This is a genomic window from Acetobacter orientalis (genome assembly GCF_000963965.1).
Taxonomy (GTDB): Bacteria; Pseudomonadota; Alphaproteobacteria; order Acetobacterales; family Acetobacteraceae; genus Acetobacter; species Acetobacter orientalis.
The window spans coordinates 1-14,690 of record NZ_BAMX01000002.1; the positions used below are offsets into that span (position 1 = coordinate 1).

Annotated in this window: 13 protein-coding genes; 9 read left to right on the forward strand and 4 right to left on the reverse strand. The window is 54.2% G+C overall.

The annotated features are described in order from the left end of the window. Positions 1-272: 272 nt before the first annotated feature. A complete protein-coding gene (rho, locus tag Abor_RS00530) occupies positions 273-1,568 on the forward strand; it encodes a transcription termination factor Rho (RefSeq protein ID WP_048839895.1) in 1,296 nt (431 codons plus the stop codon). An 84-nt stretch (positions 1,569-1,652) separates the two neighbouring features. On the opposite strand, the gene Abor_RS00535 is transcribed toward rho, so the two are convergent. After that, a complete protein-coding gene (locus Abor_RS00535; RefSeq protein WP_232014990.1) occupies positions 1,653-1,919 on the reverse strand; it encodes a sulfurtransferase TusA family protein in 267 nt (88 codons plus the stop codon). A gap of 226 nt (positions 1,920-2,145) precedes the next feature. Between Abor_RS00535 and Abor_RS00540 the strand changes: the two genes are divergently transcribed. From Abor_RS00540 to Abor_RS00555, 4 genes are all read left to right on the forward strand, one after another. Then, positions 2,146-2,574, forward strand: a complete 429-nt coding sequence (locus Abor_RS00540) for a Fur family transcriptional regulator (protein ID WP_084594293.1) — start codon at positions 2,146-2,148, stop codon at positions 2,572-2,574. Then, entirely contained in the window at positions 2,571-3,422 is an 852-nt protein-coding gene (locus Abor_RS00545; protein ID WP_048839897.1) for a GNAT family N-acetyltransferase, read from the forward strand. Before Abor_RS00540 ends, Abor_RS00545 begins: the two co-directional genes overlap by 4 nt. A gap of 116 nt (positions 3,423-3,538) precedes the next feature. Next, positions 3,539-5,098: an apolipoprotein N-acyltransferase gene (gene lnt, locus Abor_RS00550; RefSeq protein WP_084594302.1), complete on the forward strand. Its 1,560-nt coding sequence runs from the start codon at positions 3,539-3,541 to the stop codon at positions 5,096-5,098. Between the two features lie 90 nt (positions 5,099-5,188). Continuing rightward, entirely contained in the window at positions 5,189-5,686 is a 498-nt protein-coding gene (locus tag Abor_RS00555) for a helix-turn-helix domain-containing protein (protein WP_048839898.1), read from the forward strand. A 91-nt stretch (positions 5,687-5,777) separates the two neighbouring features. Here Abor_RS00555 and Abor_RS00560 read toward each other — a convergent pair whose 3' ends face one another. After that, on the reverse strand, positions 5,778-6,554 hold the full coding sequence (locus Abor_RS00560; protein ID WP_048839899.1) for a DUF2076 domain-containing protein: 777 nt from the start codon (positions 6,552-6,554) through the stop codon (positions 5,778-5,780). Positions 6,555-6,663: 109 nt separating this feature from the next. Between Abor_RS00560 and Abor_RS00565 the strand changes: the two genes are divergently transcribed. From Abor_RS00565 to glyS, 3 genes are read left to right on the forward strand one after another with little or no spacing between them, the layout of a single operon-like run. Next, positions 6,664-6,807 (forward strand): hypothetical protein, encoded by a 144-nt coding sequence (locus Abor_RS00565; protein WP_158319705.1) that lies wholly within the window; start codon positions 6,664-6,666, stop codon positions 6,805-6,807. Positions 6,808-6,840: 33 nt separating this feature from the next. Next, the gene (locus Abor_RS00570; protein WP_048839900.1) at positions 6,841-7,725 is read left to right on the forward strand and encodes a glycine--tRNA ligase subunit alpha; all 885 of its coding nucleotides are present in this window, start codon (positions 6,841-6,843) and stop codon (positions 7,723-7,725) included. 4 nt (positions 7,726-7,729) lie between these two features. Then, positions 7,730-9,790 (forward strand): glycine--tRNA ligase subunit beta, encoded by a 2,061-nt coding sequence (gene glyS, locus Abor_RS00575; RefSeq protein WP_048839901.1) that lies wholly within the window; start codon positions 7,730-7,732, stop codon positions 9,788-9,790. A 160-nt stretch (positions 9,791-9,950) separates the two neighbouring features. Here the strand turns inward: glyS and Abor_RS00580 are convergent, their stop codons facing one another. Both Abor_RS00580 and Abor_RS00585 read right to left on the reverse strand, forming a co-directional pair. Then, on the reverse strand, positions 9,951-12,464 hold the full coding sequence (locus Abor_RS00580) for a TonB-dependent receptor plug domain-containing protein (RefSeq protein WP_048839980.1): 2,514 nt from the start codon (positions 12,462-12,464) through the stop codon (positions 9,951-9,953). Positions 12,465-12,704: 240 nt separating this feature from the next. After that, positions 12,705-14,504, reverse strand: coding sequence for an ABC transporter ATP-binding protein (locus Abor_RS00585; protein WP_048839902.1), 1,800 nt, complete (start codon positions 14,502-14,504; stop codon positions 12,705-12,707). Here Abor_RS00585 and Abor_RS00590 point away from each other — a divergent pair. After that, complete coding sequence (locus Abor_RS00590) at positions 14,503-14,655, forward strand: hypothetical protein (protein WP_158319706.1); 153 nt, start codon at positions 14,503-14,505, stop codon at positions 14,653-14,655. The genes Abor_RS00585 and Abor_RS00590 overlap by 2 nt on opposite strands. Positions 14,656-14,690 lie beyond the last annotated feature (35 nt).

The window sequence follows — 14,690 nt, forward strand, 5'->3', positions numbered from 1 at the left end:
ACTGGCACTGGCACTGGCACTGGCACTGGCACTGGCACTGGCGGGCAAGCTGGTTGACTGCGCTGGCACGTAAAGCTATATTATGGGCCTAGACACTGGCTGACTTCACCTGCCCAGTGCTCCTCCTCCCCAAGTCAGGATCCTTCCCTGCGTCGGTTTTGTCGGCGTGACGTCTCAGCACGTTACATCAGGCAGTTCTTTTTCGGTGCCGGGGCCCCATTACGATCCAGACCTCCCTTTTGTGACCTACTTGCCAATTAGGGCATTTTTCAATGCATCTTGCGGAACTCAAGGCCAAATCTCCGGCCGACCTTCTAGCCTGCGCCGAAGACCTGAATATCGAAAACGCATCCTCCCTGCGCAAGCAGGACATGATGTTCGCTATTCTCAAGGCGCTGGCAGACAACGATCAGGCCATTTACGGTGATGGCACGCTCGAGATTTTGCACGACGGGTTTGGGTATCTCCGCTCTCCCGAGTCTAACTACCTGCCCGGCCCGGACGATATTTATATCTCCCCCACACAGGTGCGCCGCTTTGGCCTGCGCACGGGCGACACGGTTGAAGGGCAAATTCGCGCACCACGTGATGGTGAGCGTTATTTCTCACTCCTTAAAATCAACAGTATCAATTTTGAACCGCCAGAGGCCGTACGCCACCGGATCAACTTTGATAACCTGACCCCGCTTTACCCCGAGCGCCGCCTTCAGATGGAAGTTGAGAGCGCTGCCCCGCCGGTTGCAGAAACCAAGGGTAAAAAAGGCAAAAGCACCCAAGACTTTACCCCCCGCGTGATAGACCTTGTGGCCCCCATTGGTATGGGCCAGCGCGCCCTTATTGTGGCCCCACCGCGCACTGGTAAAACGGTCATGCTGCAAAGCATTGCCTCCTCCATTTCTGCCAACCACCCCGAATGCTTCCTGATTGTGCTGCTCATTGATGAGCGCCCTGAAGAAGTAACCGACATGGCCCGCTCTGTGCGTGGCGAAGTAATTTCTTCTACCTTTGACGAGCCAGCACACCGCCACGTGCAGGTAACCGAAATGGTGCTGGAAAAAGCCAAACGTCTGGTTGAGCACAAACGCGACGTGGTTATTCTGCTCGACTCCATTACCCGTCTGGCCCGTGCTTACAACACTGTTGTGCCATCATCTGGTAAAGTCTTGACCGGTGGTGTGGACGCCAACGCCCTACAGCGGCCCAAACGCTTCTTTGGTGCGGCCCGTAATATTGAAGAAGGCGGCTCTCTCACCATTATTGCGACCGCGCTCATTGATACCGGCAGCCGTATGGACGAAGTGATCTTTGAAGAATTCAAAGGCACGGGTAACTCTGAACTGATTCTTGACCGGAAACTGGCTGACAAGCGCACCTTCCCGGCCATTGATATTACAAAGAGTGGCACCCGTAAGGAAGAAATGCTGGTTGACCGCGCTACCCTGTCTAAAATGTGGGTGCTGCGCCGTATTCTGGCCCCTATGGGCACAATGGATGCCATGGACTTCCTGCTCGACAAGCTCAAATACAGCAAGTCGAACAATGACTTCTTTGAAGCCATGAATAACTAAGGCGACCAGTCTTAGCGCCTATGCAGCAGGGGGCTTATGGCCCCCTGTTGTTGTATGCGGCCCAACAAAGCCCCCCAACCGGGCTTATTTTTTTTGCACGGTTAAAATCACAATTGTGTCACGCTCTGGCTGCTCACCCAAAACAAGGTGGCCAAGAGCCAAGACCGAGCGTTTCACGTTTTTAAGCGGTTCTGCCCCCTGCAACCGTACCGCCAGCGTACCGCCAGAGGGCAGGCTATCTAACGCCAGCCGTGTACGTACAAAGGTCATGGGGCATTTTTCGTGAATAAGGTCGAGCACCTTTATACCGGGCACGGTGCTGTCTGGTAAAAGAGGGATATCGTGCATCATTTTTATAGCCTCCGGTGGCCCAATACCATGCCAAGACACGGGCCTTGTGCGCAAAGCCGCAGCATAGAAAACCTGCGTTGGCGTGTAAAATTGGACAAACCCCCTTTATTTCGGCTACCTGATAAGGACAAACGCAGGTGGTAAAGAAGCAGGATTTGCGCCCTTGAAATCTCAGTCGGCAGAAGAATCGCGGATCGCGCAGCTCTGTGTAGAACATGGCCTGAAAATGACCGGACAGCGGCGCGTGATCGCCCGTGTTCTGTCAGATGCAGATGATCATCCCGATGTAGAAGAACTCTATCGTCGCGCTGCTGCGCTAGATGCCCGTATTTCGGTGGCAACTGTTTACAGAACAGTGCGCCTTTTAGAAGAAAAGGGTATTCTGGAACGCCGCGACTTTGGCGGCGGCCGCGCCCGCTACGAAGTAAACGAAGGCGATAACCACCATTACCACCTCATAGATGTGGATAATGGTAAGGTTATTGAGTTTGAAGACCCCGAACACGAAGAGCTTATGCGCAAAGTTGCCCAGCGGTTAGGCTTTGACTTTGTGTCTATGCGGCTGGAGCTGTTTGGTAAAAAACGCCCAAGCGCTCAAGCCACCGCCAAACCCGCTGTAGCCAGCAAAGCCAAACGGAGTGGAGAGCCATCATGAGCGCAGCCAAACAAAACACTGCTGCCTCTCTCTCTACCCTTGAGCTGGAACGCAACGGCTTTCCGGAATTGCATGGCGGCAACCTGAGTGTGCGCATTGCCGCCACCGAAGCCGAGCGTGACGCCGCACAAGCCCTGCGCTACCGCGTATTTTATGAAGAAATGGGCGCACACCCAGACCCAGAGACCCTCCGCCTAAAGCGCGATAGTGACGAGTTTGATGCCGTAGCCGACCACCTTTTGGTGATTGATAACAGCATTGCCTCAGACGCACGCGGGGTTGTGGGCACGTACCGGCTGGTGCAAAGCGACGCAGCGGCTAAAATTGGACATTTCTACTCCTCAAGCGAGTATGATATTTCGCCCTTAACAGAGTTTCCGGGCCGCTTGCTTGAAGTGGGCCGCTCCTGCGTAGATAAAAACTACCGTGGCCGGGCCGCCATGCAGCTTTTATGGCGGGGTATTGCCTCCTACATTTTTCTGCATCGTATTGATGTGCTGTTTGGCTGTGCAAGCCTACCCGGCACAGACCCCGATAGCATGGCAGATGAGCTCACCTACCTGTACCACAACCATTTGGCCCCTCCGGCACTGCGTGTAAAAGCTTTGCCAGAGCGCCGGGTTGAAATGCTACGGACAGACCCCCATTCCCTCGACTTCCGTAAGTGCCTAACGCGCTTGCCCCCCTTAATCAAAGGCTACCTACGCCTTGGTGGTTATGTGGGTGATGGCGCGGTTATTGACCCGCAGTTTAACACCACAGACGTTGCCGTTCTGGTGAAAAGCGAGCTGTTGGCAGACAAATATTACCGCCATTATGAGCGCCGCCTGCGTGACGCGCTGGACTAAGCGCGCCCGCTAAGACACTCCTTTAAAGAGCCTCTGTGAAACGAACACTCCCTTTCCGTGCTGGTCTACGCCGTATTGGCTTGCCCTCTCGCAAAGGGGTGCAACAAACCTGCATTATGCTAGGGTTGGGGGTTTTGTCTGCCACGGCGCTGCCGCCCGTGCATGCCCTGCCTGTGTTGCTGTTTACCTTCCCTGCCCTGTTTGCTGCCATAGACCGTGCACCGTCTTGGAAACGGGCGGCTTGGGCCGGTGGGTTATTTGGTTTTGGGTTATATGCAGCCAGCCTTTATTGGCTGGTAAATGCAGTTATGATCCGCGCTGAAGACTTTTGGTGGTTTGTGCCATTTCCGTCTTTGGGGTGTGCGCTCATTTTAGCCCCCTTAACAGCCGCGCCTGCCGCACTGTGCCGTATTGTACCAACAGGCCCACGCCGTATGGCGCTCTTTGCCGCACTCTGGACACTGTTTGATATGGCCCGGGTGTTTTTGTTCAGCGGCTTTCCATGGAACCCACTTGGCAGCGGTTTTGCTCTGCCGGGTCGCGTGGGTGATGTGCTTATTCAACCTGCAGCATGGTTGGGGGTCGATGGCATGACCCTTGTGCTGGTATTCACTGCCCTGTTCTGTGGTACGGCCCTACGAGACCAAATCTGCTTGGCGCGCACCACCACGTATACCCCTTATTTTTCTCGCATTCTGCGCCGCAGCACGGGTATTTTTGGCACACTGCTTGCCGTAATGTGGGTTGGGGCTGGTGTTGCCCGGTTGCATTTTGCCACACCAAGCGGCCCATTAGGGCCAATCGCGGTGATGGTACAAGGCAATGTGCCAGAAATAGAAAAAGTTGGGCACCAAAGCCCCCGTACTATTTTTGAACGCTACCTGACCCTTACCGCCCAAGGCGTACAACAAGCAAAAGCTTTGCGTGCACAAAACCCCGCTCAGGCAGAGCGGCCTATCGTCTTTTTGTGGCCCGAGACGTCTTTCCCCGGCTATACGCTGCTGCAAGACAGCCCACGTGCGCGGCAAATTATTATGGCATGGGCTGCGGGGGCTGATGCCGGGTTAATTGGCGCCCTACGCCAAGATGATAACGGGCGGTACCGCAACTCCATACTGGCACTTGCGCCCGATGGCGGTATTGAAGCGCTTTATGACAAGGCCCGGCTTGTACCGTTTGGGGAGTACCAGCCCAAGCACATTCCGCTCCAAATTGTACCACAAGGCGGTTTAGCCGCTGGCCCCGGCCCCCAAACATGGCACTTGCCCAACATACCGCCTGCTGGCCCACTTATTTGCTATGAAGTTATTTTTTCTGGCGCTGTGGTCGATAAAGCAGACCGCCCGCGCTGGTTTGCCAATGTCACAAACGATGGTTGGTTTGGAGATAGTGCAGGGCCAAGGCAGCACCTTTCCTCAGTGCGTTTACGCGCAGTAGAAGAAGGCTTGCCAGTAGCCCGTGCCGCCAATACCGGCATTTCTATTGCCTATGATGGCTATGGCCACGAACTTGGCCGCCTAGGCTGGAATAAAACAGATACACTGGTCACAGCACTTCCAGCGGCTCTGCCCGTACCTTTATTTGGCCTATACGGAAGAATAATTCCGTTCTTGTTATGTCTTTTGATTGGGATAAGTGCACTGCTGCCTATTGCACAGCGCAAGCAGGTACAATAAATTAATAAACAGTTACTTATTTCTTAACAAACAGGTTCTGGTCACACGCATGACCCCTCCATTGCCTGTCCCCATCACCTGGCAAAAACTGTGACAAACACAAAATTTCCTAACACTGACCCAAGCCACACGGTGGTACCCAGAGCCACGTCTGTAGATGCCTATGTGGGCAAGCGCATTAAACTGCGCCGTATTGCCTTGGGCTTTTCGCAGGAAAAACTGGGCGAGTTGGTGGGTATTACATTCCAGCAAATTCAAAAATACGAACGCGGGGCCAACCGGGTTGGGGCCTCACGGCTTTATGATATTGCTGGCGCCCTTGATGTCCCCCTCGACTTCTTTTTTGACGGTGTTGACCGCCACCCCCAACCGGGCACCCTACAAAAAGAAGGTTTTGCACAAATACGCAAAGCATTTGAAGGCGCACCCAGTGGTAGTTCAGACCCTATGGATGCAAAAACTATCACTCAACCTGAAACACTTGAACTCGTACAAGCGTATTACGCCATTCCTGATGCCAATGTACGGCGCAATGTGCTGGAGCTTATTCGCTCCATGAACCCACAAAAGCCTGAAACATCAAACTAAATACTGTTGCTGTATCTTGAAATTTTAAGAAAATATAAAAAGGGCAGCGCGTTGCTGCCCTTTCCCTTAGTCAATAACGCAAGCTGGGGGCTTAAAAATTATCATCGCCCCAGCCGCCGCCAAAATCTCCACCATCGCCACCAGCATCCTGACCACCCCAGTCATTATTACCGGCATCAAAGTTGGAGTCTGCGGCTGTGCCTTGGCCTGCAAAGGGGTCTTGGCCCGCAGCACTATCTCCATAGTAGTTATTAATGGTTTCAGACTGTGGGGCACCCCAACCGCCTGCGGCATCACCACCCATACCGCCATCATGGTGGCCGCTAAACAGGCTTGTTAAGGCGTTAGCTGCCAGCATACCACCGGCAACCCCCGTTGCCGTTGTAAGGGCAGACCCCAAAAAGCCGCTACCGCCACGCTGGAACATGCTGGGCTGCATGCCATAGGGCATTTGCTGGTATTGTGGGGGGGGCGGGGGGGCCTGCGTATTGTTACCCCAACCCGGCGGGGTTTGCTGCTGCGGGCGCTGCTGGCCACCGCCAAACAACCCACCCAAAAAACCACTGCCAGACTTTTGCTGCTGTTGCGCCTGCTGCGCAGCCTGCTGGGCCTGCTGCAACTGGAACTGCAACTGCTGGATACGGTTTTGCGCTTCTACCAAAGCGGCTTCCTGCACAACGGCCATTTGCGTAATGCGGTAGCGGGCTTCGGGGTATTGCTGAAACTGCTGGGCAATAAACTGGTCTGCCTCAGGGTCTATAGGGGGCAGGCTGGGGCGGGTGCTAGGCACGCTGCCAAAACCGCCCTGCTGGGCACCGCCTACGCGTGCGACAAACTTTGAAATAAGGTCGCGTTCTTCGTTGTTCATCTTCTACCTTCCCGCCTGATTACGGCCTGCTGGCATAGCCTTGGTTGCCGCCAGTATGCCTTTCTTACCAGCATAATACGCTATCACTCTAACAAAAATGTGGCGCGCCATGGCAGAGGTTGCAAGAGCATTTGCACAGAGTGGCTGCCCTTCTCTTCCTGTATGCCGCACACACCTGTATGGTGTGGCCCTTCTGGCTGGCATGGCCTGCCCCGTACCTGTTGTGCGGGGTGCGCCGTGCTTGCTGTTCTGACACTGTTTTCTTACTGCGGAGTTTCAGTCTGACATGGACCCGGCGTCTCCCCGCCCGACCGAGCGGCCTCTTTCCTTTCAGGATTTAATCCTGACCCTCCACCAGTTCTGGTCACGGCAGGGCTGCGCCATTCTCCAGCCGTATGATACGGAAGTGGGTGCGGGCACACTCTCCCCCCACACCACGTTGCGGGCATTGGGCAACACCCCATGGAAGGCCGCCTATGTGCAGCCCTGCCGCCGCCCGTCTGATGGCCGTTATGGTGAAAACCCCAACCGTTTGCAGCATTATTACCAATACCAGGTACTGCTCAAACCCACACCAGAAGAAAGCCAAAAGCTGCTGCTAGACAGCTACCGCGCTATTGGCATTGACCCCGACAAACACGATATCCGCTTTGTGGAAGATGACTGGGAAAACCCCACCATTGGCGCATGGGGCCTAGGGTGGGAAGTCTGGTGCGATGGTATGGAAGTGACACAGTTTACCTACTTCCAGCAGGTTGGTGGTATTCCCGTTGTGCTCCCTTCAACCGAGCTAACATACGGGCTGGAACGTCTGGCCATGTATGTGCAGGGTGTGGAAAATGTGTACGACCTTGACTACAACGGCACCGGCCTAACCTACGGCGATGTGTTTTTACGCGCCGAGCAAGACTATTCGCGCCATAATTTTGAACTGGCCGACACAGACCTTTTGTTCCGCCATTTTGCAGATGCCGAAAAAGAAAGCGTGGCATTAGCAGAAGCAGGCGTGGCCCAGCCCGCTTATGACCAGTGCTTAAAAGCCAGCCATTTGTTTAACCTGCTTGATGCGCGTGGGGTTATTAGCGTGAGCGAGCGCGCCTCCTACATTGGCCGCGTGCGGACACTGGCAAAATTGTGCTGCGAAACGTGGCTGGCTGGCGAGGACAAGTAAGATCATGCCTGAATTGCTGATAGAACTTTTTTCTGAAGAAATTCCCGCCCGCATGCAGCAACAAGCCGGTGAAACCCTGCTGCGCCTGCTAACCGAGGCCCTTGCCCCGCTGGCCCCCAAAGACGCCCGCATTTTTACCGGCCCCCGCCGCATTGCCGCAAGCCTAACCTTAAACGACATGGTGCCCGGCCGCACACTTTCTGAGCGCGGCCCACGTGAAGGTTCGCCCGATAAAGCGCTAGACGGCTTTACACGCAAACACGGCATTACACGCGATGCTTTAAGCCTACAAAACGGCTTTTGGGTGCTCGAGCGTGATGAACCAGCCCTAGAAGCCCGTACCCATATTGCTGCCGTACTGCCAGAGCTACTGCGCCGCTTTCCGTGGCCCAAGTCTATGCGCTGGGGTGCAGGCAGCAGCTTTACATGGGTACGCCCGCTACGCCGCATTTTATGCCTGTTTGACGGCACAGTCGTACCCTTTGCTTTGGCGCACGATGAGGATAACGGCCACCATCTGAGCACAGACACCCTGACCGAAGGCCACCGCTTTATGGCACCGGGGGCAGTGGCTGTAACAAGTGCAGACAACTGGGCACACACCCTGCGTGAGCGCTTTGTGATGGTTGATGCCACAGAGCGCCGCAGCGTGATTAGCAAAGAACTGGCAGCCTTAGCCGCCAGCGAAGGGCTAAGCATTGTACCCGATGCTGGCTTGGTTGATGAAGTAGCCGGGCTAGTTGAGTGGCCCGTACCTTTTCTTGGGCAAATTGATGACCGGTTTATGGATCTCCCCCCCGAGGTCATGCAGGTGTCCATGCGGGTAAACCAGCGCTACTTTGCCCTGCGCAACAGCGATGGTACAGCCGCACCCCGCTTTGCCTTTGTAGCTAACATTAAACCCACAGATGGCGGCGCACTGGTTGTTGCAGGCAACGAGCGCGTACTACGCGCCCGCTTTGCCGATGCCCGCCATTTTTGGGATCTTGACCGCAAACAAACGCTGGAAAGCCGCCTGAGTGCGCTGGATAACATTACCTTCCATGCCAAACTCGGCACGCAAGGTGAGCGCACCCGCCGCATGGTGCGCTTGGCTGGCCTGATAGCCGATAGGGTTGGTGCGCCTAAAGCCGAATGTGAACGGGCAGCCCTGCTAAGCAAAACTGACCTACCCACCGGTATGGTTGGCGAATTTCCTGAGCTGCAAGGCGTTATGGGCGGCTATTACGCCCGCCACGATGGCGAGAGCGAACACGTAGCCCAAGCCATTAGCGAGCAATACCAGCCCCGCGGCCCCGGAGACACGGTGCCCACAGCCCCCGTAGCCGTAGTGGTTGGGCTGGCTGACCGTTTTGACATGCTGGCAGCCTTTTTTGCCGCAGGTGAAAAACCCTCTGGCTCCGGCGACCCCTTTGGCCTGCGCCGTGCTGCTTTGGGTATTATTCGCCTGATACGCGAAAACGGCTTACGGCTTGATCTGGTTGAAATTTTCACGCTGGCAGCAGAAACCCTGCCCGCTAACCTGCAAAATGCACCAGACCTAGCCCTGCTACCGCAGTTTATTGCAGAACGCCTGCGTGTGCAGTTGCGTGCTGAAGGCGCACGGTATGACTGTCTGGCCGCTATTTCTGTTGGCAATACCGATACAGACATAGTGCGCCTGCTGGCCCGCGCCCAAGCCCTGCAAAACATGCTTGAAACAGAAGACGGCAAAAACCTACTGGCAGCGACCCGCCGTGCCGCCAATATTTTGCGTATTGAAGACAAAAAAGACGGCCCGCACGAAAAAACGCCCGATGCCAGCCTTTATACGCAAGATGAAGAACGCACCTTGGCCCAAACGCTCGACCGCGTTGAACCCGCTGTAGAAACAGCCTTTGCAGAAGAACGTTTTACCGATGCCATGCGGGATGCCGCCAGCCTGCGCACCCCGCTAGACCACTTTTTTGAAGCAGTAACCGTTAACGCGCCAGAACCAGCCCTACGCCTAAACCGGCTACACCTGTTAGCCCGCCTAGGCCGTATGACACGCCTTATTGCGGACTTTAGCCAGATAGAAGGCTAAAACCCAGCCTATCTGTTTTGTTAGAACACCAACTACCAAAACAGTGTGTATAGGGGCTAGTCTATTACAATAAAAAGGCCTTACCCCTTATGGGGTAAGGCCTTTTTTAATGGTGGGTTACGTGCATAACACCACCATTTATTTGTAAAAATTCTTTTCTTTAGAAGGTTACATCTGCACGCAGGTAGTAGAACCCACCGTTCATACCCAGCTGGGAGGTGCTCATGTAGTACTGGGGGGCTCCAAGGTAGCGGTTGTTTTCTGGCACGCGGCTTGGGTAGACATTAAACAGGTTGTTGCCACCAAGCGTAAAGGCCAGTTGCGGCAGGGCACGGTACGTGACCTCCATATTGGTAATAAACTTGGGCGAGTTATGGAATTGGCGGTAGTTATCAGCACCAGACAGAGAGCTCGTGTTACCGGCCCCGCCGTAATAACTTAATTGAGACGTAACCTGACCATAACGCACCTCATGCAGGCCAAATGTCCATTTGCCAGTTGTTAAACGACCACCAAAAATAATTTTGCTGCGTGGGTAAGCCGTTGTCAGATACGCAATGCTTTGCGGGTTAAGCAGAGCTTGACCGTTATTACCGTAAGACTGATGGCTAAGACGTGTACGGTTAAGGTTAATTGCAACATCCCAATCAATACGGCCAAAGTTTCCTAATTGGGTCGGGTAGGTGGCTGTTAGGTCAAGCCCTTGTGTACGGGTGCTGGCCACGTTAGCAAACCAGTGAGTGGAAAGAGATGCGCTTGACCATGTGTTTGCATCGCTTGGCAGATTAAAACCATTCAAGGTAAATGCTTTTAAGGCTTGCGCACCATAAATCTGACCACCGGGCATAATTTGGTCACGCAGGTTAATCTGGTACACATCTACGGTCACGTGCAGTTTGCGAATTGGCTCAACTACAATACCACCGCTTACGTTGGTTGAACGCTCAGCTTTAAGCGGGGCCGCACCATTCGCCTGCGCACCGGGCGAATTAACAGCCATAAGGCCGCGTGCAGCTGTAGGAGAAAGCGCTACACCACTATAATGCTCTTGCGCGAGTGTAGGCGCATGGAAACCGTTAGAAATAGTCGCCCTAAAGGCAAGACGCGGCGAAACATCATACCGGGTAGAGACCTTACCGGTTTGCGTGTCCCCAATATCGGTATAGTGCTCGTAACGACCAGCAAGGTCTAGCTGCCAATGTTTGGTCAGGTGGGTTGAAACATCAATATATCCGGCAATCACATCTCGGCTGTAATTGCCTGCATTGCCCCCTGTTGTGCCCGGCAGCGCATCTGAGCCCGTACCAGCAGTGGCGTCTGATGAGCCTGTGCCAACAGAGTAGCTTTCGTAACGGTACGATGTACCACCCGCTACGTTAATATCGTGCGGCCACCCTGAAAAATGGAACTTGCGGGACAGATCAAAGCTGCTTGTCCATTGTGAGTTATTAAAGCCCTGCACGTTATCAAACTTTGTAGGCGTGCGGCCTTCGGTTTTTTCCAAATACACGTTGGAAGAATTTTTCAGTCCAATATCATCATAATCACGGCCGTAAACGGTTGAAAGATCCCAATTCCAACCTGCCAAAACGCCTTTGACACCGGCTGTTAGCTCGTAATCGTTTTCTTCTAGCGTTTGCAGTGGGGAATACCCATTAGGGTAAAGCGCTGCATATTGCGGGTATTTTGTGCTATCTATGGCACTTGGTAAACGATAGTTCTGATATGCTTCAGCATGACGGTGCGCATAAGTTGCTGTGCCGTAAGCCTGAATGGTGTCGGTTAGGTCGTACCCGGCTTTAATCGCAACGCTTTGGCGTGTTTGTTCGGGCTGGCCCAGAACATTGTTAACCTTGGTGCCTGTACGGGCATCTGGCGCGCTACGGTAGGTGTGGTCTGTGTGGTAAAAATCCCCACTGACATGAATAAAGCCGCGCTGACCCAGCTTAGCGCCACCATCTAGGTAAACGCCTTGCTGGAAACCATCTTTAGCAGCGGTAATGCCGGAGATGGATTCAGCATGGAAACCATGGTCCTGCTTTTTAAGAATAATATTGACCACACCTGCCACAGCATCTGAACCATATTGAGCCGATGCGCCGTCACGCAGCACTTCAACATGGTCTATGGCGGCCATGGGAATCATGTCGATATCAACAGGGGTTGTGCCCTGCTGTGGGCCGGGGTCTGCGTAGATATTGGCTGTAGTGTGGCGGCGTTTACCGTCAACCAAAACCAGTGTTTCGTTAGCGTTCAGGCCACGTAAGCTGATGGAGTCTGTGAGTGCCCCCGTATCAAACCCGCCGGTTGGCATGGTAAGCGAAGGCAGCAACTGCGCCAGGGCCTCCCGCAAGTTAGGCTGGCCTGTTTGGCTAATTTGCTTGGCAGAAACCACATCAATCGGAGCAAGGCTTTGGCGGGCTTTGCGGCCTGTTTCACGCGTGCCGGTTACAATCACGCTTTCTTCGCCCGTGCTATCAACGGGTGTACGCTCAGTAACCTGTAACGGGGCCGTGAGAGTTTTTGCGTTTTGTGCGGCCTGTGTGCCGTGGCGCGTTGTTTTATGAGCAGCTGCTTTTGCAGGTGCAGCATCTTCGCTTTGGCCCGCAACGGCAGACACACCAGCAGCCCACGCCCCAACCGGGCTAGAAAGCAACGTGGCAGCCAGCACCATGCGCGAGCAGCCACGGCCCATGCCATAAGCTTTGGTAGAACGAGAAAAAAGGGTACCGGGCACTACAAAACGCTGACGCACGAGGGGGTCGCTCCCAACACAAATAACCAATAACAACGTTTAATTGTTATATTACTTTTTGTGCGGTGCATTGTGGAAAATACCAGAAGACACGATTTCGCAACAATCTGTGTCTATATCGCAACAGTGTGCTTCTGGGCTTTTGTATTTAGTTCCCCGTTACGCATCAAGCGACTGCAACTCGTATAAACGCCTGTACAGGCCGTTTGGTTTCTGAATTAATGTTGTATGCGCGCCATCTTCTACCACCTGCCCGTGGGCAAAAACCAGAATACGGTCTAGGTCAACAACTGTGGCCAAACGGTGCGCAATTACAATCACAGTACGCCCTACCATAAGCCGCTGCATGGCCTCTTGCACCAAGGACTCAGACTGAGAATCTAGGCTGGCGGTGGCCTCATCCATAACCAAAATGGCGGTATTGGCCAAAAAGGCACGGGCAATGGCAACACGCTGGCGCTCACCCCCAGAAAGCTTAACCCCGCGCTCACCCACCAAAGTTTCATACCCATCAGGCAGGCGGTTAATGAACTCAGACGCATTGGCGAGGCGGGCTGCTTCTTCAATTTCGGCCTGTGTGGCGTTGGGCCGGGCGTAGGCAATGTTCTCCGCCAAGCTACGGTGAAACAAGATGGGCTCTTGCGGCACCAAGGCAATTTCAGCCCGCAAGGCAGATTGCTGCACGCTGGCAATATCTACCCCGTCAACCACAATACGGCCGCCATTAAGGGTATAAAGCCGTTGCAAAAGTTTAGTGAAGGTTGATTTACCCGAGCCAGACGGCCCCACTAACCCAACACGACTACCCGCTTGAATATGAACGTTGAGGTCTGAAAAAATCTGTTTTTTCTGGCCCGCGTACTGAAAATCAACATGCTCAAACCGAATATCCCCGGCCTGCGCCTTAAAAGGTATGGCCCCCGGTACATCTTGCACAGAAGGCGGCGTGCGCCACAGCACCAGCAGCTCTTCCATTTCGTTAACTGAGCGCTGCACAACAGAAACCTGCTGCCCGATATCGCGCAAATAGCCTTGTACCAAAAACATCATGGTAAGCACGTAGGCAACCTCACCGGGGCCAGCTAGGCCTTTGAGCCACAACCACACTGCCGCCCCAGCCAAAACCAGCCGCATAATGGTAACCATAAGGTTTTGTAGGCCTGCGCTATCTGTACCGCGTGTCCAGGTATGAATGGTATAGGTGCGCCATTTATCGACTATTTGTGCAAGCCGGCTTTCTTCACGGGTTTCTGCACCAAAGGTTTTTACCACGGGATTACACGTTATGGCATCTGCTAAGGCTGCGCCCACTTTACTGTCCCACTGGTTTGCATCGCGCGCAGACGGAGCCACATAGCGCAGGGTAAGTGTGCAAGACAGCGCAATAAACAGCACAGACAGCACCCCCAGCACGACCCCCATAAACACCCAATGCCAAGCCAGCACCAAGGTGGTGAGAATAAGCAGGCACACCTCGGGAATGAGCATAAGCAGCAGCGTGTCATCCAACATATCGACCGCCCACATGCCCCGCGTAAGCCTGCGCACAGTTGAACCCGCAAAAGTATTTGCGTGCCAGTCTGTTGAAAGACGCTGCACGTGCGCAAAAGCCTGCGTGGCAATTTTTTGCATAACCCGTGTTGTTAAGTGGGTAATGCCCAAATATGCCGCACGCCGCCCTAACACGCCGCCAACACCACAGGCCGCCATGGCAAACAACATCCAAACCGCATCGTGCGTGCGGCTAGACTGTGCAGCAGGCACAGCTACGTCAGACACCAAGCGCCCCGCCAATACGGGCATAAGCACATCAAGCAAGGTGGCAAAGGTTACACCGGCCACCGTAATCCAGAGCGGGACTGGAAAATCGAGCCAGCGGCGCATGACAAATTTCAGGACATCGACAAACAAATTTTGCCTCCGTGCGGCAGGCTGCGCACCGGAAGAGGGGGTATTCATGCAAATATTCCGAAAAATTCAGGTCTCGGGGCGGCTGAGTGGCGGCAAACAGCCAAAAGACGGGAGCAAACTGTATCTTGCCCTTATAGTTTTAGCAAACCACCCAAGCAAATACCGCTACAGCATGGACTGCCCCCTGCAACACGCCTAAAATGCAGCATGGCCAAAAAACCAAGCCCCCTTAGC

Bases quoted from the DNA above. Each gene is read 5' to 3' on its own strand.
- Abor_RS00535 (WP_232014990.1), bottom strand. From the start codon at position 1,919: ATGATGCACGATATCCCTCTTTTACCAGACAGCACCGTGCCCGGTATA.
- Abor_RS00545 (WP_048839897.1), top strand. From the start codon at position 2,571: ATGAGCGCAGCCAAACAAAACACTGCTGCCTCTCTCTCTACCCTTGAG.
- Abor_RS00590 (WP_158319706.1), top strand. From the start codon at position 14,503: ATGCAAATATTCCGAAAAATTCAGGTCTCGGGGCGGCTGAGTGGCGGC.
- glyS (WP_048839901.1), top strand. From the start codon at position 7,730: ATGCCTGAATTGCTGATAGAACTTTTTTCTGAAGAAATTCCCGCCCGC.
- Abor_RS00585 (WP_048839902.1), bottom strand. From the start codon at position 14,504: ATGAATACCCCCTCTTCCGGTGCGCAGCCTGCCGCACGGAGGCAAAAT.
- Abor_RS00570 (WP_048839900.1), top strand. From the start codon at position 6,841: ATGGACCCGGCGTCTCCCCGCCCGACCGAGCGGCCTCTTTCCTTTCAG.
- rho (WP_048839895.1), top strand. From the start codon at position 273: ATGCATCTTGCGGAACTCAAGGCCAAATCTCCGGCCGACCTTCTAGCC.
- Abor_RS00540 (WP_084594293.1), top strand. From the start codon at position 2,146: ATGACCGGACAGCGGCGCGTGATCGCCCGTGTTCTGTCAGATGCAGAT.
- Abor_RS00580 (WP_048839980.1), bottom strand. From the start codon at position 12,464: ATGGTGCTGGCTGCCACGTTGCTTTCTAGCCCGGTTGGGGCGTGGGCT.
- lnt (WP_084594302.1), top strand. From the start codon at position 3,539: ATGCTAGGGTTGGGGGTTTTGTCTGCCACGGCGCTGCCGCCCGTGCAT.
- Abor_RS00560 (WP_048839899.1), bottom strand. From the start codon at position 6,554: ATGAACAACGAAGAACGCGACCTTATTTCAAAGTTTGTCGCACGCGTA.
- Abor_RS00565 (WP_158319705.1), top strand. From the start codon at position 6,664: ATGGCAGAGGTTGCAAGAGCATTTGCACAGAGTGGCTGCCCTTCTCTT.